The following is a 22318-nucleotide window of genomic DNA, read 5'->3' on the forward strand; positions in this document are numbered from 1 at the left end:
TAATGACAGGAATTGTATAGAAAGGATAGATAATGCTGGAATATGAATTAGGTTCGATTGTCGAGATGAAGAAACCTCATGCCTGCACTGTTAAGGCGACTGGTAAAAAAGCAAATGCTTGGGAAATCACTAGATTGGGTGCAGATATCAAGATAAGATGTACAAACTGCAATCATGAAGTGATGATGAGTCGTTTTGACTTTAATAAAAAAATAAAAAAGGTGCTCAAGTGAGCCCTTTTTTTAATTATAAACCGATTTGAGATTAAATTTGAGGTATTTAATAAGCCAAAAGTAAAGTAACTTTGTAAATCGCCAAATCAAAGGGCTAACAAGAACCATCAGCGAACAAGCGATAATTGCAACTAACCAGTACCACCAGTCAAAACCTGTTGCTCCATTCGCATTGCCAAAAGTAATATGTGGGTTATGAGTAGCAACAGCGAAAATCATAATAAATGGAGCAAGGAATAAAGCTAATATAATAGCATAGAGAGCCAAAAGAATCAAAGCAGTAGTAATTATCAACCAGAAACCAAGAACGAAGTTAAAAAAGACTAAGCCAAAACCAGCAAATAGGTTGATATGTTTCTTTCTTTTTTGGGGTTCAATTCCTTGAGCAAAAGCTGATAAATCTGATTCATATAATTCGGCTAGGGCAATCAATGTTTCAAAATTTGGTTCAGTTTTATTGGATTCCCAACGTGAAATGGCTTGTCTACTAAAATAAAGTTCTTTTGCAACTTCTTCTTGTGTGAGCTTCTGGGCAAGACGAGCTTTTTGTAAATTTTCTCCGAGCATTTTTTCTCCTTAAATTTAAATGGGCAATCTAGTGATTTGTTTCTGATTTCATTATCAACTAAAGCGAAGTTAAAAGCAAGAACATAGTGGTATTTTAGGGTAACATTTTGTGGCAAGCCTTTAAAATAAAGGCTAGTGATGATACGCTCTATTGTTTACGAGCCTTGTGTAAACTTGTAAACTTAGAGATTTTCTATGATTTTCCTTGCCTTTATTGTGTTTTTAGGCGATTTACAGTATAATTAGAACTAATTAATCTTAATTTTGGAGAATATAAAACATGGCTTTAACAGCAGGTATCGTTGGTTTACCAAACGTTGGTAAATCAACTCTTTTTAATGCAATTACAAAAGCAGGCGCAGAAGCTGCAAACTATCCTTTTGCAACAATTGACCCAAATGTGGGGATGGTAGAAGTACCGGATGAACGTTTAAACAAGTTAACAGAGTTGATTAAACCTAAGAAAACTGTTCCGACAACTTTTGAATTTACAGATATTGCTGGGATTGTTAAAGGGGCTTCACGCGGAGAAGGTCTAGGAAATAAATTTCTTGCCAATATTCGTGAAGTAGATGCCATCATTCACGTTGTTCGAGCTTTTGATGATGAAAATGTAATGCGTGAAAATAATCGTGAAGATGCTTTTATTGATCCAATGGCAGACATTGAAACAATTAATCTTGAATTAATTTTGGCCGATTTAGAATCAGTCAATAAACGTTATGCGCGTGTTGAAAAAGTTGCTCGTACAGCAAAAGATAAAGATGCGGTCGCAGAATTTAATGTTTTGAAAAAGCTCAAACCGGTTCTTGAAGATGGTAAATCAGCACGAACAATTGACTTTGACGAAGATGAAACAAAGGTTCTTAAAAGCTTGTTCTTATTGACAAGTAAACCAGTTCTTTATGTGGCTAATGTTTCAGAAGATGAAGTAGGCGAACCTGATAATATCGAATACGTGAAACAAATTCGTGAGTTTGCGGCGACTGAAAATGCTGAAGTTGCTGTGATTTCTGCTCGTGTTGAAGAAGAAATCTCAGAGTTGGAAGATGATGAAAAAGCAGAATTTTTGGAAGCAATTGGCTTAAAAGAATCTGGTGTTGATATGTTGACTCGTGCAGCTTACCACCTTCTTGGCCTGGCCACTTACTTTACTGCTGGTGAAAAAGAAGTCCGTGCTTGGACCTTCAAGCGTGGAATGAAAGCTCCACAAATGGCAGGAATTATCCATACAGACTTTGAAAAAGGCTTTATCCGCGCAGTAACTATGTCTTATGATGATTTGCTTAAATACGGTTCAGAAAAAGCTGTTCGTGAAGCCGGTCGCTTGCGTGAAGAAGGAAAAGAATATGTTGGTCAAGATGGCGACATTATGGAATTCCGTTTCAACGTGTAAACCTTGTAAATGAAATGAAGAAGTGCACCGAATCGGTGCATTTTTGCAACCTAAAAATGCTTGAGTTGAAGAATAAAAAACGATACTCTTAAAGCATGAAAGGAAGGCAACATGGAAATCTCTCAGATAATCAAAGAAAATCGTAAAATGAAAAATTTCAGTCAGGAAGAATTGGCGAAAAAAATGCATATTTCTCGTCAATCAATTTCAAAATGGGAGACAGGAAAATCACTACCAACAACAGACCAAATTATCTTACTTAGTGAAATTTTCGATTGTTCTTTGGACACGTTGCTCAAAGGTGACAAAAAGATGGAAGAAAAAGCAAAACATGAGATTGATGACAAACGGACTTTGAAGTTAATTTATAAGGTGGGTTGAGGATTTATCATTCCTTTACTTTTTATTTTGAAATTTGTTTTACATTTGTTTTGATGATAATGAAAGACTCAATAGGAATATTGGGTCTTTTTGTTCGCTATAAAATACCATGCCTTGCTTAATATTACAATGATTGAAAAAAAACTTTTTATTGACATAAAGGTTACATAAGAGTATAACTATAAGAAAACGGAAACATTTTCTGTTAAGAAGGAGGTGTAATAATGTAAATAGAAGTTTACACGCGCTTAAATTAGCGCAAAAAAATGATGAATAAAATTATTATCCCATCAATTTGATTAAGTGAAGATAACAAATAAAGATGAAGTTAATTTGAAAAATTTTCCTTAGTCAAGAAGTGGCTCAATGTTTTAAATTAAGCTTAGGAGAAAACTTATGAAACTAAAAAAATATTTAATCAATGTAGGAACTATTTTATTGTTTATTTTAATATTTAGTGCTCCTGCAAATGCGTCAACACAATTGGTAAGCAATAATGGTTCAACAGTTGTATCTAATGCTAACCCAACCATTACCAATTCAATATCAGGGGTATCTAAAACCCTTTTTGTTCCCAATACATTAACAAATAGTTATTTTACTGGAAATGGTAGTTCCTCTATTATCAATAACAATTGGACTCATGTTAATACTACTACTAACTATCCTTATTATGCAATTGCATGGGTGGTTGCTAATTTTCCCAAAGGTTCTCAAGCAGGAACAGCATTTTTCGTTTCTCCTTACAATCTTCTTACGGCAGGGCACTGCGTATATAATAAGGATTTAGGTGGATGGGCTACATCAGTAAGAGTATATCCAGGAAATAATGGAACTTATGCTCCTTATGGGTATTTCTCTTCCTCTAAGTTATATGCGGATTATAACTGGGTAAATTCTTCTGATAGCAATGCAGAATCTTCAACATATAACCCTAGAAATGATTTGGGAGCGATTTCTCTAAATACAGGTGTAGGGAGAATGACTGGTTTCTTTGGAATTAATTCCTCAATTACAAAAGGTTCTTCTGTTGTTTTAAGTGGTTATCCTGGTGCTAAATTTACTGTTAGCCAAGGAGTAAGTTATGGAAATATGTGGACTTCTAAAGGAAATGTAACAGCGGTAAATACAGATACCTTGTCTTACAACAATGATATGTCACCCGGAGATAGTGGAAGTCCTGTTTATACCTCAAATAATCAAGTTTCTGCCGTAAATACAGAACAAATATTATTTTCCAATAGTAGTAATAATACAAATGTTGGTACAAGATTGAATGGAGAAAAAGGTTCATTCGTTTCTGCTTTTACTGGTTATACTTCTTACACAAATGTTTATAGATTATATAATCCAAATAGTGGCGAACATTTTTATACTACAAATTCAACCGAACAAACCGTTCTAGTAAAAGCTGGATGGCGATATGAAGGGGTGGATTGGTTTGCACCAACAAACTCTAAACTACCAATCTACCGTTTGTATAACCCAAACACAGGGGATCATTTTTATACAGGAAATTCTGCAGAGCGTGATTCACTTGTAAAAGTTGGGTGGAGATATGAACAAATTTCATTCTATTCTGACCCCTCAAATGGTCAGGCGGTTTATCGGCTCTGTAATCCAAATGCAAAAGTTGGTTCACACTTTTATACAACGAGTCTGGCAGAAAAGAATAGTCTTGTAAAATCAGGATGGAAATATGAAGGAGTGGCATGGTATGGTCTTAGCTAAAAATAAAAAAATAATGATTTCAACAATTCCGTTAGTAATTTTGAGCCTTGTTTGTTTCAAAGAAAATCTACCTGCTCAGGCATCAACAAAGTCATTAGATACAGGTGAAAGTTTTACTGAAGTTTACAATAGGGACAATGGTTTTTATTTAAATAGTCCTTTTTATGATATTTCAAAGGTTTCAAAAAGTGTTTATGTTGGGGAAAGTGGGGCTTTTAATCAAGTTAAAGTTTTGCCAATCTATAATATGACGCCAAAGGGTTCTGTGAATTTTTATCAAAATACAGCAACTAATAATCTTATTGGGGCAACCCTACCCTCGCTATCCACGGGAACAATAGCTTTGACACAAGGTTGGCAATATACTGCTCAAAAAGCTGGAACAGCTACAGTTGCATTGACTTATATGCTGTCTAGTGATTTCAAAAAAGAATTACTTAGTAAATATCCTGATGCTTGGACAAATATTGCACCTACTAGCTACGGTTCTCCTGATTTTATGTATGCGAAATATAGTAATCAAACTTTCTATGTAACAATCAAGGAACATACCGTCCCACTTTATCGTATGTACAATCCAAATTCTGGAGAACATTTCTATACGGAAAATTCCTTTGAACGTGATTCACTCGTGAAATCTGGTTGGAACTATGAAGGAATCTCAGAAGAATCTCCAATAAAGACAGTCTATAATCAAGCAGTTTATCGTGTTTATAATCCGAATGCTGGGGACCATTTTTATACTGAAAATAAAGCAGAAGTTGCTCATTTGGTTTCTCTAGGTTGGCTTGCCGAGGGGATAGCTTTTTATTCAAGTACATCAACTCAAACTCCTATTTATCGTCTCTATAATCCTAATGCGACAGTAGGAACTCATTTTTATACTCAAAGTTCAGCTGAGCGTGACTCTCTTGTAAGAGCAGGTTGGAACTATGAAGGAACGGCTTGGTATGGTGGATAATTACTATAGAGTGATTATCTTAGATAGAGCAAACGTAAAAGGCTCAATAGAAATATTGGGTCTTTTTTTTTCTCCTCTAGGTAAATAAACATGTTATAATAATCTCAGAAGCTGATTTTTATGAATCGGCCTTTTGGCATTTATTGAAATATTTACTGACAGATAAAAATAGGACAGCTGAAAAGTCTGTCAGTAAAATGCGACTGAATAAAGAGCATTTTATCGGTGAATAAAAGAATTGTCAGCGAAGCTGAAAATTCTGTCAGTAAATTTGGTAGGTTAAACTAATGAAAATCTATATTGTCGGAACAGTTGGTTCTGGAAAATCAACGTTGGCTAGGAAATTAAGTGAAAAAAACTCAATGCGAGTGTTTCACTTGGATAATATCGTTCATGAAGGTGAAAGAAATCGAACAGATAAAGAAGTTTTCGAGTCAATTGAGTGTATTTTTAAGAATGAGTGTTTTATCATTGAAGATACATTACGCGAACGATTTATTCCATTGTTAGACAAAGTTGACAAGATTATTTATTTAGATTTACCTAAGAACTTACTGAAATATCGGATAATTAAGCGCTATGTAAAACAAAAATTGAGACTTGAAAAATCAACTTATCGACCAAGTTTACAGATGTTAAAACAGATGTTTATCTGGCAAAAAATTGACCGGAGTGAACTGATAAATGCTCAAAAAAATAAAATTGTTTTACACAATAAAAGAGAAATTCGGCAATTTATAAAAAATTTTCAAAAATAGAGAAGAAAGAATAGAAAATGACAAAAATGATTGTTGGCTTGGGAAACCCAGGCGATAAATATGAAAAAACAAAACATAATATGGGCTTTATGGCACTTGATTTACTGGCAAAAGAACTGAATGTTGATTTTAAAGAAGAAAAACCTTTTATGTCGCTTGTCGCGTCAACGTTTGTGAATGGTGAAAAATTGTTTCTCGTGAAACCTCTGACTTTTATGAATGAATCTGGGCGTGCGGTGGCGCCACTTTTGAAATATTATAATATAGACGAGGCAGATTTAACGGTCATGCATGATGACTTGGATTCACCAGTCGGGCGCGTGCGTCTAAGACAAAAAGGGTCATCAGGTGGACAAAATGGAATAAAATCAGTCATTACACATGTGGGAAGTCAAACTTTTAACCGTGTAAAAATTGGGATTGGTCGTCCAAAACATGGGATGACAGTTGTGAATCATGTACTCTCTGGTTTTGACAATGAAGATAAGGAAATCGCTCAAGATGGAATTTTCAAAGCTGTTGATGCAATGAAATTCTATCTTGAAAATGGTGATTTTCAAAAGACAATGAATAAATTTAACTAAATGAATATTATTGAATTTTTTGACCAAAATTGGCAACTACAAAAATGGCAACAAGGTTTTTCAAAGCGTGAGCGAACTTTACTGACAGGATTGTCAGGAACAGCAAAGAGCTTAGTGATGGCAAATGCTTATGAAAATGTTGCTGACAAATATATTATTGTTACTGACAGCCAGTTTCATGCGAATGAACTTTATGATGAACTGTCAACTTTGCTTGGTGAAGAAAAAGTTTTTCAATCTTTTTCTGACGATAACATCTACGCAGAGTTCGCACTTGCATCTAAAGATCGAGTTGCTTATCGACTTGAGGCACTTAATTTCCTACTTGACGAAAAGTCAACAGGATTTTTGGTCGTACCTTTTTTGGCATTACGGAGCTATTTACCAAGTCCCGAAAATTTTTTAGAAAATTATCTTTTACTGACCTCTGGGGATGAGTATGATTTATCAAATTTAGTTAATTTATTATCAAAAGCTGGTTATGAAAAGACACAGCGCGTGATGACGCCAGGTGAATTTTCAATGCGAGGAGATATCGTTGATATTTATCCTTTAGATGCGGAAAATCCGGTACGTTTAGAGTTTTTTGGTGATGAAGTAGATACGATTCGCTCATTTGATGTGGAGAGTCAACGTTCACTGACAAGCCTTGAACGTTTGGAAATATATCCGGCCAGTGATTTTATTTTGACTGACAAAGAATTTGACAAGGGTGCAAAATCACTGACAGAAATGACAAATTTACTGACAGACCCGTCAGCAAAATCATATATGGAAGAAGTGATTTCAGCAGCTCAAAATCACTATTATCACAAAGATTTACGAAAATTTGCGGAGTATTTTTATGATAAAAAAACTTCACTTTTAAATTATTTTCCAAAAAATGTTCAAATATTCATTGATGATTTTCAAAAAGTAAATGAAATGAATAATAAGTTAGAAATGGAATTAGCAGATTTCATTTTATCTGAAAAAGCAATGGAAAGAGGATTTGAAGGGCAGACTTATTTGCTAGATACAATGGCAAAAGTTAGAAATTATAAGCCTGCTACCTTCTTTTCAAATTTCCAAAAAGGGCTCGGAAATCTCAGATTTGAACAACTTTATAATTTCAAACAACATTCAATGCAACAATTTTTCGGTCAATTAGAACTTTTTTACACTGAAGTTGAACGATTTATTAAGCAAGAGTTTACAGTTGTTTTAGCTGTATCATCAGAAAAACTCCGTAAATCACTCCATGAATTAGATTTAAGTTTACAAGAGGTTGACAGAGAATCTATTCAAGTGGGTAAAGTCAATCTGATTGATTTGCAATTATCCAATGGTTTTAATTTCCTTGATGAAAAATTAGTCGTCATGACTGAGCATGAAATATTTGGTAAAATGCGTAAGAAAAAGGCACGCAAACTGAATATTACAAATGCAGAAAGACTAAAAGATTACAATGAACTCGCTGTTGGTGATTTTGTTGTCCATAAGAATCATGGGATTGGGAAATATTTAGGTTTACAAACGCTTGAAGTCGGCGGAATGCATCGTGATTATCTGACCATTCAATATCAAAATGGGGATACAATTTCTGTTCCAGTTGATCACCTAGATTTACTCAGTAAATATACAGCTGGTGAAGGAAAAAGTCCTAAAATCAATAAACTGAATGATGGGCGTTGGCGTAAAACCATGTCTTCTGTCAGTAAACAAGTTGAAGATATTTCAGATGATTTGATTAAACTTTATGCTGAACGTCAGGCGAAAAAAGGATTTGCATTCTCGCCGGATGACACCAGTCAAGAAGAATTTGATTCTGGTTTTTCATATGTTGAAACTGAAGACCAGATGCGTTCAATCAATGAAATTAAGCATGATATGGAACTTGAACGACCAATGGACCGCTTGTTAGTTGGTGACGTTGGTTTTGGCAAAACCGAAGTTGCAATGCGAGCAGCCTTCAAAGCCATAAACGACGGGAAACAAGTCGCAGTTCTTGTGCCAACGACTGTTCTTGCTGAGCAGCATTTTAATAATTTTACTGAACGTTTTATCAACTTTGGTGTAAATGTCGAAGTTCTCAGCCGTTTTCAAACGAAAACACAGCAAACTGAAATTCTAGCCAAATTGAAAAAAGAACGAGTTGATTTAATTATTGGAACCCACCGTTTACTTTCAAAAGATGTTGAATTTTTTGATTTAGGTTTGATGATTATTGATGAAGAACAACGTTTTGGGGTTAAGCATAAAGAACGTTTGAAAGAATTAAAAACCCAGGTTGATGTTTTGACATTGACAGCCACACCTATTCCTAGGACTCTACATATGTCAATGCTTGGAATTCGTGACTTGTCAGTTATTGAAACACCACCAACAAACCGTTATCCAGTTCAAACCTATGTCATGGAAACAAACTACGGTGTGGTTCGTGATGCAGTGTTGAGAGAAATCTCTCGTGGTGGACAAGTTTACTATGTTTACAACAGGGTTGACACGATTGAGCAAAAAGTTTCTCAATTAGAAGAATTAATTCCTGAAGCAAGAATTGGTTTTATACACGGCCAAATGACTGAAGTACAACTTGAAAATACTTTACTTGCCTTTATCGCATGTGATTATGATGTGCTTGTTGCAACGACAATCATTGAAACTGGGGTTGATATTCCAAATGCGAATACGCTTTTTATTGAAAATGCGGATATGATGGGCTTGTCACAACTTTATCAATTAAGAGGGCGAGTGGGGCGTTCAAATCGGGTGGCTTACGCCTATTTCATGTATCGACCTGAAAAAATATTGTCTGAAGTTTCGGAAAAACGTTTGGAAGCTATTAAAGGCTTTACAGAATTAGGCTCAGGTTTCAAGATTGCCATGCGTGATTTGTCTATCCGTGGTGCTGGTAATTTACTGGGAAGTGAGCAATCAGGATTTATTGATTCTGTTGGTTTCGATTTGTACTCACAACTGTTGGAAGAAGCCATTCACGCTAAACTTGGAACAAGTAAGCAAAAACGGACTTCAAATGTGGAAATTTCTTTGGAATTGGATGCCTTTATTCCTGCTTATTATATTTCTGATGAACGTCAAAAAATTGAAATTTACAAACGAATTCGTCAAATTGATAGTCGTGAGATTTATGAAGAACTACAAGAAGAATTGGTTGACCGTTTTGGAGAATATCCAGATGAAGTCGCTTATCTTCTGGAAATTGGTCTCTTAAAACACTTTGCAGATAATGCCTTAGTTGAAAAAATTGAAAAATCGAGGTTTGAAGCAACTGTTACTTTGGAAAAAGTGGCTAATACCACCTATGATCCACAAGATTATTTCAAAGCTTTGGCCAAAACAAGCATGAAAGCTTCTGTGGGGGAAAAATATGGTAAAATGACTTTCCGCTTTAAAATTGAAAATCGAAATTCAGTTGTTCTTTTGAGCGAAATAATGAATTTTATTGAAGAATTATCAAAAATACGAGATAGTTACGAAAATAAGTAATCTTTTCGTAAAAAAAGATAAATATGATACAATATTTTTATATAAAACTATAAAAAATAGAGTTTAATAATTTTAAAGAAATAAAAAAAACATAAAGAGAAAAAATTTTCAAGATGTAATTTATAAAATTAAACTCATATCTTAAAGGAGATTTATAAAAGTGGATTTAAAAGCAGCAAAAGCGGAGTTGAGAGAAAAAAGCCGTCCTTATCAAACTTATTCTTACTATCTTATCATTCCAATCTTTATTATTCTTGTTTTTCTATTATCTTTAGTGGGGCACAATAAAGGAACTTTTGGAACAATCGTTTTTGTTTTTGTGATTTTTGCTCATGTTTGGGCAAGTAAACTGGATTTAGTAAGAAAAAGAAAACATGTGGCGCCAATTTTAATGTATGTAACTCAAGGCTTAGGAGTTATTCTTATGGTTTTATTAGTTACCGAAGTTTCAGCGGGTGGGACAGGAAATATTGCTTTAGGATTTTCAAGTCTTATTCTACTTCCAATTGAAATTATTGCCATTGTTTTCTTCTTTATTTCAGCTAATGATATTAAAAAAGCTTATCCAACAATGAAAGAAGATGCCAAAGCAGCAAGGCTTGAATATCAAGAACTTAGACGTTCAAAATAATAAAAAAATTACTGACAGGTCTGTCAGTAATTTAATAAGGTTCTGTCACTAATGATGGAGCCTTATTATTATAAATAAAGGCATTTTCAAACAAAATGAAATATGTTATAATCAAACCATGAGATTAGATAAGTTTTTAAAAGTTTCGCGCTTGATTAAACGTCGACCAGTTGCGAAAGAAGTTGCCGACAAAGGTCGGATTAAAATTAATGGAAAATTAGCGAAATCTTCATCTGATGTAAAATTTAATGACACAATTGAAATTCGTTTCGGAAATAAAATTGTTGAAGTTCGGGTTGCTGAATTAAAAGAGTTTACACGTAAAGAAGATGCTGATAAAATGTATGAAATGATTAGCGAAACTCGTATTACAGAAGAAGTTGAGTAATTATCATCAAAATAGATTGGAGGTTGTCATGGCAAAGCAAGTGATTCAACTAAATAATAAGTACACTCAGAAGCATAAAAAAAGAAATTTAAACCCAGTACCAAAAAGAAAACATTTAGGGCTTATTTTGATCGTGGCAATTTTACTTTTTAGTTTAGCAAGTATGAGTTTGATAAAATCATATGAAACTTTGCACAGTCAAGTAGCTTTAGAACAAAGTGCAAAGAAACAATATGAGAGTCTTTCTAAAGAAGTAACGATTAAAAAAGAAGAAATATCAAAACTTCAGGATCCTAACTATCTCCAAAAATTTGCTCGGAGTGACGGTCAAGAATATTCACAAAGTGATGAAAAAGTTTTTACTACTGACAGTCCCTTGATTGGAAGTAACGGGTCAAAATAATGATTGGACAAGTTGAAAACATTACAAGATTTGGACTTTTTGTAAAAATTTCTACTGACAAACTTGACGAAAGTACAGAAAAACTTGCTGACAAAGCTGTCAGTAAAAATAGAGGACTTTTGCGTTGGTCACAAATCCCTAAAAATGTACCCAAAGTACAAATTGGAGATTTGATTGGTGTTGAAATTTCAAAAATACACGAAGATGGTAAGGTTGATTTAAATTATCAAGAAAAAAATTTTAAAAATGTCTATGCCGAATTTTTAGAAACAAGTCACCAAAGACTTACAGAACTTGAGCAAAAAAATCGTGAATTGAACTAAATAATTAAAAAGAAAAAATATTATTTAGTTTTTTCTTTGACTATTCTATTGACTAAAAATAGCACCTATTTTATGAAAAATTCTAGGAATTAAAAAGATAAAGATTACAACAGAAATTATTCTATGGAATGGATAAGATGTTGGGCAAGGTTTTAATCATGCAAAAACAGAGAACAAAAATTAATAGTGGAGTGGCCTTGGTGATGCTTTTAATGATTATCACAGGCTTTTTTGCTTTTTCACAAACAAGATATTTTGCTGACAAAAAGGTCAGTAAATCCAAAAATATTGTTGTAGCTGACAAAGTTACAGACAAAGAAAAAGAAACTGAAACTTGGACTTCAATCCCCCAAAGAGCAGTGGCTTATCAAGAGTTAACAACTTATGAGGACTCAAACCTTACCAAATCAGTTGGTAAAATTGCAGCTAAGACACAATTAGATATTGTCGAAATTCTTGGAAAATCCTTTAAGTTAAAGACTGGAAAGTATATTTCTACTGACAAAAAAGCTGTGATATCAGATCTTACAATTTCTAGAGAGTCAACAAATACAACAATATATACTGATAAAAGTGTCAATGTATTTTACAACCCCGTAACCACTTATGATAATCAAATAATGACAAATTTAAGTGGCAGTCATCAACTTTCTGCTGACAAAATCGCTAAGACTAACTGGGGAACTTACTACGAAGTATCTTTAGATAATGGCCAAACGGGTTGGGTTTCAGAAAATGATATTTCTTTGGAAAATCCAAAAATCAAACAAGTTCAGGCATTATTGAATCAGAAATACAATGACAAAAAGTATTCAATCTATGTCAAAGAACTTGACGATAAGTTTACAGCTGGTGTAAACCAAGAACAGAAAATGTATTCAGCAAGTCTTTCTAAAATTCCAATTCTTTATTGGACTCAAAAACGACTTAATGAAGGTTTGGCTTCACTTGATGACAAACTATTGTACACCCCAGCCATTAATACTTTTTATGGAAGTTATAAACCAGAAGGAACTGGAAATTTACCAAAAACAGCAGATAATAAATATTACAGTCTTCAGGATGTCATCAATAGAACAGCCAAACTCTCAGACAATGTCGGAAGTAATATGCTCGCCTATTATGAAACCCAAGAGTTTAATCCAAACTATCAAAAAGAAATAAATAGGATTGCTGGACAAGAGTGGAATCCAAAAGAGCGAAATGCCTCAGCTCAAATGGTAGGTAGAATGCTAGAAGCTCTTTATAATGAAGGAGGGGCTTCCTTTAACGCTTTATTTGATACCTCTTTTGATGATGTTAAAATTAGAGCAGGCGTTCCTAAAAATATATCAGTTGCTCACAAAATTGGTGGTGCAGATACAGATAATCATGATGCAGCCATTGTATTTGCAAGTAAACCATATCTTTTGGTGATTGAAACTGATGGGGCAACTGATGATGAAATAAAAGCAATTTCTCAAGATGTTTATGGAGTTATGAAATGACACCAGCTCAACGTAAATTTTTAAAAATAGTCAAAGATGAACACTATTTTGATAAAGATTCAAAAATATTATTGGCTTTATCAGGTGGTAAAGACTCAATGACTCTTTTTAACTGGCTCTATGATTTAAAAGAAGTTCTCGGTATTGAACTGGGACTGGCTCACATTAATCATGGCTTACGAGAAGAGTCAAAGTTTGAAGAAATTGCTCTTCGAGAAATGGCAACAAAACTTAAAGTACCAATTTATATTGACAAGTTTACAGGAGAGTTTACAGAAAAAAATGCCCGTGATTTCCGTTATCAGTTTTTTGAAAAGCTAATGATAAGAGAAAATTACAATATTTTGCTGACAGCTCATCATCAAGGAGATCTTGTTGAAACGGTATTAATGCGTCAAATTACAGGACGTCCTTTGAGAAGTCTTCAGGGCATTGCTGACCGTCAACCTTTTGCAGGTGGGCAATTAATCAGACCATTATTGAAATTTACAAAAGAAGAACTTGATGCACAAACCTATTATGAAGATTCAACAAATCAAGGACTAGATTATTTTAGAAATAGAATACGTAATCAACTAATTCCAGAATTAACAAAAGAAAATCCTCAATTTTCACAATCAATCAGTGATTTGAGCTTGGAAATTAAAAAGGCGTTGGCAGTAATTAATCAAAAAATTTCGGAACTTGAAATTGTTGATGAAAAAATATCATCTGAAAAATTTATCTCCCAAACAAAAGAATTACAACATTTTATCTTACAAGCATTTTTTGCTCAATATCCAGAAATAGAAGTAAGTAAGAAAAAATTTGCGGAAGTACTTCATATTATCAATCGCCCTCAACAATATTTCGCAAAATTGAATAAGGAATTTTATTTTGTGAAGACTAAAGATTTCTTTTATCTTGAAAAAATTCAACTTGAAAGGGAGAATTCAGTAGAAATTGTAAGTGAAAATCCACAAGATGAATCATTTATGGAGGTTTATTTGCCTCTTGAAGGAGAGCTTGAAATTCGTAAACGCCAGCCTGGGGATCAAATTCTAATCAATGGTCATCATAAAAAATTACGCAAGTTTTTTATTGATAACAAAGTTCCATTAAAGGCCCGAGAGAATCCACTTATCTTCGTTGATAAAAAACTCTATGCCATTGTCGGTCTTGCGTGTTCTGATTTGAGTAAAATGCTCAAAAATGATAAAATTAGAAGAATATTATGGGTCAAACCCAGTATAGGAGAGGAAATCAACGATGCTCGAAAAAAATCTTGATAAGGCCATTGAAAAAGTATTAGTTTCAGAAGAAGAAATTATAGAAAAATCCAAAGAACTTGGAGAAATATTAACAAAAGAATACGAAGGAAAAAATCCATTAGTCTTAGGAATTCTTCGTGGTTCAGTTCCTTTCTTAGCTGAATTAATCAAACATATTGATTGTCACTTAGAAACTGACTTTATGACTGTATCAAGTTATCACGGCGGTACAAAATCTTCTGGTGAAGTAAAATTGATTTTAGATGTTGATACAGCAGTCAAAGGTCGTGAAATTTTGATTGTTGAGGATATTATTGATACTGGTCGTACTTTAAAATATCTAAAAGAACTTTTGGAACATCGTGGAGCAAACGTAAAAATTGTAACACTTCTTGACAAACCAGAAGGACGAATTGTTGAAATTAAACCAGATTATTCAGGTTTTACAATTCCTAATGAATTTGTTGTTGGATTTGGTTTGGACTACGAAGAAAACTATCGTAATCTTCCATATGTCGGAGTTTTAAAACCAGAAGTTTATAACAAATAATTCGTTGATTTTAGTCATCTAAAGTTTTCTCAGACTAAAGTATGAAAAAATCTCTGACCAATACTTACTATTAGCATTCCAAAAGGAAATATGCTATAACTAGGTATAGCTGTTATTGACTAGCCTGTATCCTTTATTACCAGTGATACTAAGAAGTAAATTCTTGGCTTTTCTAATAATAAATAAACAAAAGATAAGGAAAATATGAATAACAACAAACAACCAAAACAAGGAAATTTTGTAAAAAATATCTTGATGTGGGTAATCTTGGCTATTGTTGTTGTTGTCGGTTTCAATTTCTTCTTCAGTAGTAATCAATCGAGCGTGGATAAAATTAGCTATTCACAATTGATGACGAAACTTGACGGTAACAAGATTGAAAACGTCACAATGCAACCTTCTGATAGCTTAATTACTGTAACAGGTGAATATAAAGAACCTGTAAAAGTAAAAGGAACAAATAATTTCCCACTTTTAGGTAATTCTAGTAGTGAAGTTAAAAACTTCCAAGCTTATATTATTCCAACTGACAGTGTTGTCAAGGATATCCAAAATGCAGCTAAAAGTAATGATGTAAAACTTAGTGTTGTTCAAGCTTCATCAAGTGGTATGTGGGTTCAAATTCTCTCATATATCATTCCAATGCTTCTATTTGTTGGTATCTTCTGGCTCATGATGGGCGGAATGGGCGCTCGTGGCGGAGGCGGCGGTGGAAATCCGATGTCCTTCGGTAAATCTCGTGCTAAACAACAAGATGGTAAAACATCTAAAGTTCGTTTTGCTGACGTTGCCGGTTCTGAAGAGGAAAAACAAGAGCTTGTAGAAGTTGTTGATTTCCTTAAAAATCCGAAAAAATATCATGATTTAGGAGCTCGTATCCCAGCAGGTGTTCTTCTTGAAGGCCCTCCAGGTACAGGTAAAACATTGCTTGCTAAGGCTGTTGCCGGTGAAGCAGGAGTTCCTTTCTATAGTATCTCAGGTTCTGATTTCGTTGAAATGTTTGTCGGTGTCGGTGCCTCACGTGTCCGTGACTTATTTGAAAATGCTAAGAAAACTGCACCATCAATTATCTTTATTGATGAAATTGATGCTGTTGGTCGTCAACGTGGTGCAGGTCTTGGTGGTGGTAACGATGAACGTGAACAAACCCTTAACCAATTGCTCGTTGAAATGGATGGTTTCCAAGATGATGGCAACTCAGTAATCGTTATTGCTGCAACTAACCGTTCAGATGTGCTTGACCCAGCACTTTTACGTCCAGGTCGTTTTGACCGTAAAGTCTTGGTCGGAGCTCCAGATGTTAAAGGTCGTGAAGCCGTTCTTAAAGTTCATGCTAAAAACAAACCTTTAGCAAGTGATGTTGATTTGCACAATGTTGCTACACAAACTCCAGGCTATGTCGGAGCTGATTTGGAAAATGTTTTGAATGAAGCTGCACTTGTTGCTGCACGTCAAAATAAAAAAGAAATCAATGCTGCTGACATTGATGAAGGAATGGACCGTGCAATGGCTGGTCCAGCTAAGAAAGATCGTATTCAATCAATGCGCGAACGTGAAATCGTGGCTTACCACGAAGCAGGTCACGCTATTGTTGGACTCGTTCTTGAAAATGGCTCTACTGTTCGTAAAGTTACCGTTGTTCCACGTGGACGCATCGGTGGTTACATGCTTGCTCTTCCAGATGAAGAAATCATGCAACCAACTAATTTCCATCTTCAAGACCAACTTGCCAGCCTTATGGGTGGACGACTTGGTGAAGAAATTGTCTTTGGTGTAGCTACTCCAGGGGCATCAAATGATATCGAAAAAGCAACACACATTGCTCGTTCAATGGTAACTGAATATGGGATGTCTAAGAAACTTGGTATGGTATCTTATGAAGGAGACCATCAAGTATTTATTGGTCGCGACTATGGTCAAACTAAGACTTACTCAGAAGCAACTGCTGTTATGATTGATGATGAAGTGCGTCGTATTCTCGGTGAAGCTTATGACCGTGCTAAAGAAGCAATTGAAACACACCGTGAGCAACATAAAGCAATTGCGGAAGCTCTGCTTAAATATGAAACACTTGATGCGAAACAAATCATGTCACTCTTCAAAACAGGAAAAATGCCTGATGAAGCAGCGGCAGCAGAAGTACCAGAACCAAAAACATTTGAAGAATCTCTCAAAGATGCAAATGCGAATGTTGATGATTTTTCAAACATTAATATCTATAATGGTGATGAAAAAACAGATTCTAAACCAGAAGAAAATAAAGAAAAATCAGAAGATGAAACAGCCGAATAAGGCTGTTTTTCTTTTTTTTTATGTTTTAGAATAAGTGGTCTAGTTTATTCTTGACAAAAAATAATATTTTGATATAATTAAATAGTTGTCGTTTGAGACGACTGACTTTCTTATTATTCATCTAAAATATTATTTTGAAAAGATAACACAGTTTATTCTTGACAAAAAAATATAAAAGTGTATAATAGAAAAGTACTGTTTGAGACAGCACAACAATATATGGTCCGTTGGTCAAGGGGTTAAGACACCGCCTTTTCACGGCGGTAACACGGGTTCGAATCCCGTACGGACTATATCTGGAGGATTACCCAAGTCCGGCTGAAGGGAACGGTCTTGAAAACCGTCAGGCGTGTAAAAGCGTGCGTGGGTTCGAATCCCACATCCTCCTTTTTAATTATCGCGGGATGGAGCAGCTAGGTAGCTCGTCGGGCTCATAACCCGAAGGTCATAGGTTCAAATCCTATTCCCGCAATTTTGGCTCGGTAGCTCAGTTGGTAGAGCAATGGATTGAAGCTCCATGTGTCGGCGGTTCGATTCCGTCTCGCGCCATTCCTTATTTAGCGGATGTAGTTTAATGGTAGAACCCCAGCCTTCCAAGCTGGCTACGCGAGTTCGATTCTCGTCATCCGCTTAACTTAATATTTTGGGAGTTTAGCTCAGTTGGTTAGAGCACTGTGTTGATAACGCAGGGGTCCCAGGTTCGAATCCTGGAATTCCCATATTTGGTATTTATTGCATAGGAGATATACCTGTTCCCATGTCGAACACAGAAGTCAAGTCCTTTTGCGCTGGAAGTACTTGGGGGTTGCCCCCTGGGAGATAAAGTCGATGCCAAGTTTACATTGCGGATTAGCTCAGTTGGTAGTAGCGCATGACTGTTAATCATGATGTCGTCAGTTCGAGTCTGACATCCGCAGTAACTAAGTCACCTAAGGGTGACTTTTTTTATTTTATAAATATCATCAATAAATCTTGGCACGCCTTTTTGTGTCAAGGTTTTTATTTACAGCTTTGTTGGTAGCGGTTACAATATAATTATACTAGTTACTATGTAAAGGAGTCTGAAATGACTGATACTGTAAACTTAAAAGTACGAGTGCAAAAACTTGGTACCGCATTATCAAATATGGTAATGCCAAATATTCCTATTTTGATTGCCTGGGGGGTGTTGACGATGTTCTTCATTCCTGATGGTTTTACCCCTAATAAAACATTTGCAGCAATGGTTAGTCCGATGCTTGCTTTTTTTATTCCCCTAATGATTGGTTACACTGGTGGAAAAAATATTTATGAACATCGTGGAGGAGTGGTTGGTGCAATTGCGACTTTCGGTTCAATTATTGCCACAGCTAGTCTTTCTCTAGGAGGTCTAAACACTAAAGGAAATGTTCCTATGATTTTAGGTGCAATGATTTTGGGTCCTTTTGGTGCTTGGGTAATAAAAAAATTTGATGACTATGTTCAACCGCATATTAAAGCAGGTCTGGAAATGTTAATTAATAATTTCTCAGCTGGTTTAGTTGGATTTGGACTTGCACTTTTTGCTGTAAAAGTGGTTGGTCCACTTGTAGCTTGGCTAACCGACGTGATGGGACATGGGGTCGACTTTTTAATTGCTAATCATTTGATTCCCCTTGCTAATCTTTTTATTGAGCCAGCAAAAATATTATTTTTAAATAATGCAATCAATCAAGGGATTTTATCGCCATTGGGAATTCAGCAAGTTTCTGAAAATGGAAAATCACTTCTATTTTTATTAGAAGCGAATCCTGGACCAGGACTTGGAATTCTGATTGCTTTTATGCTTTTTGGTAAGGGTTCAGCTAAAGCGACGGCACCCGGTGCGATTTTGATTCAATTTGTCGGTGGTATACATGAAATCTATTTTCCTTATGTCATGATGAAACCTGCGCTCTTTTTTGCTGTGATGGCAGGTGGGGTATCAGGAACCTTGACAAATAATTTACTAGGCTCGGGTCTTGCGGCTCCTGCTTCTCCTGGTTCAATTATTGCAATCACAGGAATGGCATCAGCTAAATCAGCGGGTGGTTTTGTAAATGTCTTATGTGTCTGGTCAGGAATAGCTGTGGCAGCAATTGTTTCATTTCTAGTTGCATCTTTTATTTTAAAACGGGATAAATCAATGATTGATGATTCTGCTTTTGAGAATGCAAAAGTAGGTGTAGCTGCAGATAAAGCTGTCAGTAAAGGACAAGTTTCTGTCAGCAATAATATTACTGACCAAGTCGATTTCTCTACGATTAATCATATTATCTTTGCTTGTGATGCAGGAATGGGTTCATCAGCAATGGGAGCCTCTATTTTGAGGAATAAAGCTAAGAAAGCAGGTTTGCTACAAGATGTTACTAATGTCGCTATAGCTAACTTAAAAGCAGGTTCTGACACAATTGTTGTGACACAAGATGAACTTGCTCCACGAGCTGCGATAATGGCTCCTGAAGCAATCAGATACTCAGTGGCTAATTTCCTCAATTCACCTCGCTATGATGAAATTATCAGTAGTTTATTGACTACTGATAATGATACAAATCAAACAATAATTACTGACAGACCTGTCAGTAAAAATGAGATAGACTTGAACCAAATTGATGAAGTTGTCTTTGCTCATGATGATTTACATATTGGTTCAAATACAATGGGCAAAGAAACATTAAAAGCAATATTCCAGATGCATGGTGTTAAAATTCCTATTTCTGATGTTGAATTTATTGGTTTAGGAGCATTTAATGCCAAAAATATCATGATTGTTTCAACAAAAGAATTTACGACAAGTGTAAAAAACGAAGCTCCAAATGCTCAACATCTTTTTGTTGAGTCATTAATTACTACTCCTGAATACATCAATATGGTGAAACGGATGAACAAATAAAAATACTAGCTGTTAATTGGCAGTCTAGTTATGAGTAGAATTTTAAAAAAGGAATTTTTATGTTTTTAACAAGTCGTGAGCAAAAATTAATCCAGACATTTTTGAAACGTGGAAAGCTTACGATAGCAGAAATGATGGAAATTACAGATACAAGTCGCAGAACGCTTTATCGCGATTTAAACAACTTACAAAAGTCTTTACCAGAAAATCTCAGTTTGGAAAATACTGATGAAGGATATTTTTTGAAAGGGGACATCAATCAACTTACTCAAGCCCATGAATTAATAGACTATTCAATAAGTGAACGTTTGTATGGTGAGTTGCTTTTATTAATTGAAAATAAAGCATCTATCGCTTCTCTAACAGATTATTTTGGAATTAGTCAACCGACAGTAACTAGTGATTTGAAGCAAATTGAGCAAGCTCTGTTTGAAAATGAACTAGTACTAATCCGAGATCGTGGCTTAAAACTTAAAGGGGCAGAAGAAAATATTCGTCCAGTATTTGTGGCAGTGATTTATAATTCAGCAAGCATTCAGGAACTACTTCTTAATCAACTTTCTAACAATAAAATTTTAAGAATAATAGATTTAAATAAATTTAAGCAAGTTAATGAGGCTTTTAAACGTATAGATTTACCTGAAAAAATGACTGACAAAGTCAAAGTTTTAATGCAACTTTTTTGCTTAGTTGTTTTGCTGCGTTTGGATGAAGGGGTATTCTGTAGGTAGTGAACCTTTGGGCAGACCAAGTAAGCAAGCCTTAAACTTTGTCAATAAGTTACTGACAGAGTTATCAGTAACAAAATTTGTTGTTTCTGAAATCACTTATCTTGCATCAGTTTATGATATTTTATATTTTGGCTTTGGAAGAGAGCTGTTATTTATGGAAAAATTTGATACCGATTTTTCTTATAAAATTCGCCAACTCATTGATAAAGTTTCAACAATTCTTGAGATAGAATTTGGGAAAGATGACCGTTTATATGGTTTACTATATGCTCATCTCAAAGAATCAGAGATGTTACCAGTCCTCTTTCCTAAAAAAGAAAATGATTTTATCAAAAAGATAAATAAAGATAATCTTGAAATTTATAAAACAGTCAAAGAATCATTAAGGGAGGTCTTTGATAAGAATTTTTCAGAAATGGAAATTGCTTTTATAAGTCTTCACTTTGTGGCGACTCTTGAACGCAGTGACCTAGTTTTACCTTTAAGTGCGGCACTTGTCAGCAGTCGTGGAAGAATTTCTTGCGAATTTATCATGAGTAATTTAAGAAAGAATTTTCCCTTCTTAAAAAAGATAGAACTTATTCAAAGTTCGATCCATATCACTCAGGAAAAATATGACGTCATTTTTACAACAGAGAAAGAGTTAGATTACCTCTACATCAATCCAATGCTAGATCAAAAGAATTTGGAAAATATTCGTCACCAGCTGAGGTTGATTCAACAAAAATCACGAGCACTTACCTCTGATTCAGAAAAAGAAAAGAATTTTTTAAATCTCAATGACTTATTTTCAATAGGCAATGAAATATTAAAATCTTTTGAAATCCTATCTCTTGAAAATAAGGCAGAATTACATGATACTGTAAAACAAATTATTCAGCGAGTAAACCCAGAGGATAGTGGAGAACTCGTTCATTTGGTGGAAGAAAGATTTAAAGAAACACATCTAGCAATTCCAGAAACAAAAATTGCTCTCTTTCACGCAGTTCATCCATCAATCTCAAGCCCAATTTTTAAAATCTTTGACTTAAGTCAGCCAATTGAAGGAGTAGCAATGGATCATCAATCTATTCAAATTGGACGAGTTCTATTGTTATTAGCCCCTCCAGAAGTTCCAGAGTATGTTTCCTTTTTATTAGGTAAAATCTCAAGTTCAATTATTGAAAACAAGCTTTATACTAGGATATACGATTCCGGAAATTATGAAATTGTAAGTGAGTTACTAAGAGAGATAATTATCGAAGCTGTTAAACATTATGATGACTAGGTTTACATA

18 protein-coding genes, 7 tRNA genes, 1 rRNA gene and 1 pseudogene are annotated in these 22318 nt (G+C 34.7%); 26 read left to right on the top strand and 1 reads right to left on the bottom strand.

What is annotated here, in order from left to right; all coding sequences use genetic code 11:
• The first annotated feature begins 32 nt into the window (after positions 1-32).
• On the top strand, positions 33-233 hold the full coding sequence (locus tag MKX45_RS01420; protein WP_003132155.1) for a DUF951 domain-containing protein: 201 nt from the start codon (positions 33-35) through the stop codon (positions 231-233).
• A 9-nt stretch (positions 234-242) separates the two neighbouring features.
• On the opposite strand, the gene MKX45_RS01425 is transcribed toward MKX45_RS01420, so the two are convergent.
• Entirely contained in the window at positions 243-800 is a 558-nt protein-coding gene (locus MKX45_RS01425; protein ID WP_010905025.1) for a helix-turn-helix domain-containing protein, read from the bottom strand.
• 280 nt (positions 801-1080) lie between these two features.
• Here MKX45_RS01425 and ychF point away from each other — a divergent pair, with 280 nt between their 5' ends.
• From ychF to MKX45_RS01550, 25 genes and pseudogenes are all read left to right on the top strand, one after another.
• Positions 1081-2196: a redox-regulated ATPase YchF gene (ychF, locus tag MKX45_RS01430; RefSeq protein ID WP_015425597.1), complete on the top strand. Its 1116-nt coding sequence runs from the start codon at positions 1081-1083 to the stop codon at positions 2194-2196.
• A 111-nt stretch (positions 2197-2307) separates the two neighbouring features.
• The gene (locus MKX45_RS01435) at positions 2308-2577 is read left to right on the top strand and encodes a helix-turn-helix domain-containing protein (protein WP_340816727.1); all 270 of its coding nucleotides are present in this window, start codon (positions 2308-2310) and stop codon (positions 2575-2577) included.
• A 396-nt stretch (positions 2578-2973) separates the two neighbouring features.
• Entirely contained in the window at positions 2974-4308 is a 1335-nt protein-coding gene (locus MKX45_RS01440; RefSeq protein WP_340816728.1) for a trypsin-like serine protease, read from the top strand.
• On the top strand, positions 4277-5269 hold the full coding sequence (locus tag MKX45_RS01445) for a cell surface protein (RefSeq protein WP_445667034.1): 993 nt from the start codon (positions 4277-4279) through the stop codon (positions 5267-5269). The genes MKX45_RS01440 and MKX45_RS01445 overlap by 32 nt, the downstream gene beginning before the upstream one ends.
• Positions 5270-5556: 287 nt before the next feature.
• A complete protein-coding gene (locus MKX45_RS01450; protein ID WP_015425600.1) occupies positions 5557-6027 on the top strand; it encodes an AAA family ATPase in 471 nt (156 codons plus the stop codon).
• Between the two features lie 17 nt (positions 6028-6044).
• Positions 6045-6611: an aminoacyl-tRNA hydrolase gene (gene pth, locus MKX45_RS01455; RefSeq protein ID WP_003132167.1), complete on the top strand. Its 567-nt coding sequence runs from the start codon at positions 6045-6047 to the stop codon at positions 6609-6611.
• Positions 6612-10097: a transcription-repair coupling factor gene (mfd, locus tag MKX45_RS01460; protein ID WP_340816729.1), complete on the top strand. Its 3486-nt coding sequence runs from the start codon at positions 6612-6614 to the stop codon at positions 10095-10097.
• A gap of 160 nt (positions 10098-10257) precedes the next feature.
• Positions 10258-10728, top strand: a complete 471-nt coding sequence (locus MKX45_RS01465; protein ID WP_340816730.1) for a hypothetical protein — start codon at positions 10258-10260, stop codon at positions 10726-10728.
• A gap of 118 nt (positions 10729-10846) precedes the next feature.
• Entirely contained in the window at positions 10847-11116 is a 270-nt protein-coding gene (locus MKX45_RS01470; RefSeq protein ID WP_003132170.1) for an RNA-binding S4 domain-containing protein, read from the top strand.
• Positions 11117-11144: 28 nt separating this feature from the next.
• Complete coding sequence (locus MKX45_RS01475) at positions 11145-11519, top strand: FtsB family cell division protein (RefSeq protein ID WP_003132171.1); 375 nt, start codon at positions 11145-11147, stop codon at positions 11517-11519.
• Entirely contained in the window at positions 11519-11842 is a 324-nt protein-coding gene (locus MKX45_RS01480) for a hypothetical protein (protein ID WP_015425604.1), read from the top strand. Before MKX45_RS01475 ends, MKX45_RS01480 begins: the two co-directional genes overlap by 1 nt.
• Positions 11843-11979: 137 nt before the next feature.
• Entirely contained in the window at positions 11980-13329 is a 1350-nt protein-coding gene (locus MKX45_RS01485; RefSeq protein WP_128267508.1) for a serine hydrolase, read from the top strand.
• Complete coding sequence (gene tilS / locus MKX45_RS01490; RefSeq protein ID WP_057719898.1) at positions 13326-14597, top strand: tRNA lysidine(34) synthetase TilS; 1272 nt, start codon at positions 13326-13328, stop codon at positions 14595-14597. Before MKX45_RS01485 ends, tilS begins: the two co-directional genes overlap by 4 nt.
• On the top strand, positions 14578-15129 hold the full coding sequence (hpt, locus tag MKX45_RS01495; protein ID WP_021467019.1) for a hypoxanthine phosphoribosyltransferase: 552 nt from the start codon (positions 14578-14580) through the stop codon (positions 15127-15129). The genes tilS and hpt overlap by 20 nt, the downstream gene beginning before the upstream one ends.
• A gap of 204 nt (positions 15130-15333) precedes the next feature.
• Positions 15334-17421 carry an ATP-dependent zinc metalloprotease FtsH gene (gene ftsH, locus MKX45_RS01500; protein ID WP_003132177.1) on the top strand — a complete coding sequence of 696 codons (2088 nt, stop codon included), beginning with the start codon at positions 15334-15336 and terminating at the stop codon, positions 17419-17421.
• Positions 17422-17642: 221 nt separating this feature from the next.
• Positions 17643-17714, top strand: a tRNA-Glu gene (locus MKX45_RS01505).
• 5 nt (positions 17715-17719) lie between these two features.
• Positions 17720-17809 (top strand) — tRNA-Ser (locus MKX45_RS01510).
• A 10-nt stretch (positions 17810-17819) separates the two neighbouring features.
• Positions 17820-17893: transfer RNA gene (locus MKX45_RS01515), tRNA-Met, on the top strand.
• 4 nt (positions 17894-17897) lie between these two features.
• Positions 17898-17970: transfer RNA gene (locus MKX45_RS01520), tRNA-Phe, on the top strand.
• Between the two features lie 11 nt (positions 17971-17981).
• Positions 17982-18052: transfer RNA gene (locus MKX45_RS01525), tRNA-Gly, on the top strand.
• Positions 18053-18066: 14 nt separating this feature from the next.
• Positions 18067-18140: transfer RNA gene (locus tag MKX45_RS01530), tRNA-Ile, on the top strand.
• 2 nt (positions 18141-18142) lie between these two features.
• Positions 18143-18258, top strand: a 5S ribosomal RNA gene (gene rrf, locus MKX45_RS01535).
• Positions 18259-18264: 6 nt separating this feature from the next.
• Positions 18265-18338 (top strand) — tRNA-Asn (locus tag MKX45_RS01540).
• A 149-nt stretch (positions 18339-18487) separates the two neighbouring features.
• On the top strand, positions 18488-20311 hold the full coding sequence (locus MKX45_RS01545) for a PTS transporter subunit EIIC (protein ID WP_139008572.1): 1824 nt from the start codon (positions 18488-18490) through the stop codon (positions 20309-20311).
• Positions 20312-20370: 59 nt separating this feature from the next.
• Positions 20371-22309: pseudogene (locus MKX45_RS01550) on the top strand (BglG family transcription antiterminator).
• Positions 22310-22318: the final 9 nt, after the last annotated feature.

It is taken from the genome of Lactococcus sp. FSL W8-0209 (genome assembly GCF_038006585.1).
Lineage (GTDB): Bacteria > Bacillota > Bacilli > Lactobacillales > Streptococcaceae > Lactococcus > Lactococcus lactis.

What these genes read in the sequence shown, in the direction of transcription:
- hpt (WP_021467019.1), top strand. Translation starts at nt 14,578, where the DNA reads ATGCTCGAAAAAAATCTTGATAAGGCCATTGAAAAAGTATTAGTTTCA.
- MKX45_RS01425 (WP_010905025.1), bottom strand. Translation starts at nt 800, where the DNA reads ATGCTCGGAGAAAATTTACAAAAAGCTCGTCTTGCCCAGAAGCTCACA.
- ftsH (WP_003132177.1), top strand. Translation starts at nt 15,334, where the DNA reads ATGAATAACAACAAACAACCAAAACAAGGAAATTTTGTAAAAAATATC.
- ychF (WP_015425597.1), top strand. Translation starts at nt 1,081, where the DNA reads ATGGCTTTAACAGCAGGTATCGTTGGTTTACCAAACGTTGGTAAATCA.
- MKX45_RS01480 (WP_015425604.1), top strand. Translation starts at nt 11,519, where the DNA reads ATGATTGGACAAGTTGAAAACATTACAAGATTTGGACTTTTTGTAAAA.
- MKX45_RS01470 (WP_003132170.1), top strand. Translation starts at nt 10,847, where the DNA reads ATGAGATTAGATAAGTTTTTAAAAGTTTCGCGCTTGATTAAACGTCGA.
- MKX45_RS01420 (WP_003132155.1), top strand. Translation starts at nt 33, where the DNA reads ATGCTGGAATATGAATTAGGTTCGATTGTCGAGATGAAGAAACCTCAT.
- tilS (WP_057719898.1), top strand. Translation starts at nt 13,326, where the DNA reads ATGACACCAGCTCAACGTAAATTTTTAAAAATAGTCAAAGATGAACAC.
- MKX45_RS01485 (WP_128267508.1), top strand. Translation starts at nt 11,980, where the DNA reads ATGTTGGGCAAGGTTTTAATCATGCAAAAACAGAGAACAAAAATTAAT.
- MKX45_RS01440 (WP_340816728.1), top strand. Translation starts at nt 2,974, where the DNA reads ATGAAACTAAAAAAATATTTAATCAATGTAGGAACTATTTTATTGTTT.
- MKX45_RS01435 (WP_340816727.1), top strand. Translation starts at nt 2,308, where the DNA reads ATGGAAATCTCTCAGATAATCAAAGAAAATCGTAAAATGAAAAATTTC.
- pth (WP_003132167.1), top strand. Translation starts at nt 6,045, where the DNA reads ATGACAAAAATGATTGTTGGCTTGGGAAACCCAGGCGATAAATATGAA.
- mfd (WP_340816729.1), top strand. Translation starts at nt 6,612, where the DNA reads ATGAATATTATTGAATTTTTTGACCAAAATTGGCAACTACAAAAATGG.
- MKX45_RS01545 (WP_139008572.1), top strand. Translation starts at nt 18,488, where the DNA reads ATGACTGATACTGTAAACTTAAAAGTACGAGTGCAAAAACTTGGTACC.
- MKX45_RS01445 (WP_445667034.1), top strand. Translation starts at nt 4,277, where the DNA reads ATGAAGGAGTGGCATGGTATGGTCTTAGCTAAAAATAAAAAAATAATG.
- MKX45_RS01475 (WP_003132171.1), top strand. Translation starts at nt 11,145, where the DNA reads ATGGCAAAGCAAGTGATTCAACTAAATAATAAGTACACTCAGAAGCAT.
- MKX45_RS01450 (WP_015425600.1), top strand. Translation starts at nt 5,557, where the DNA reads ATGAAAATCTATATTGTCGGAACAGTTGGTTCTGGAAAATCAACGTTG.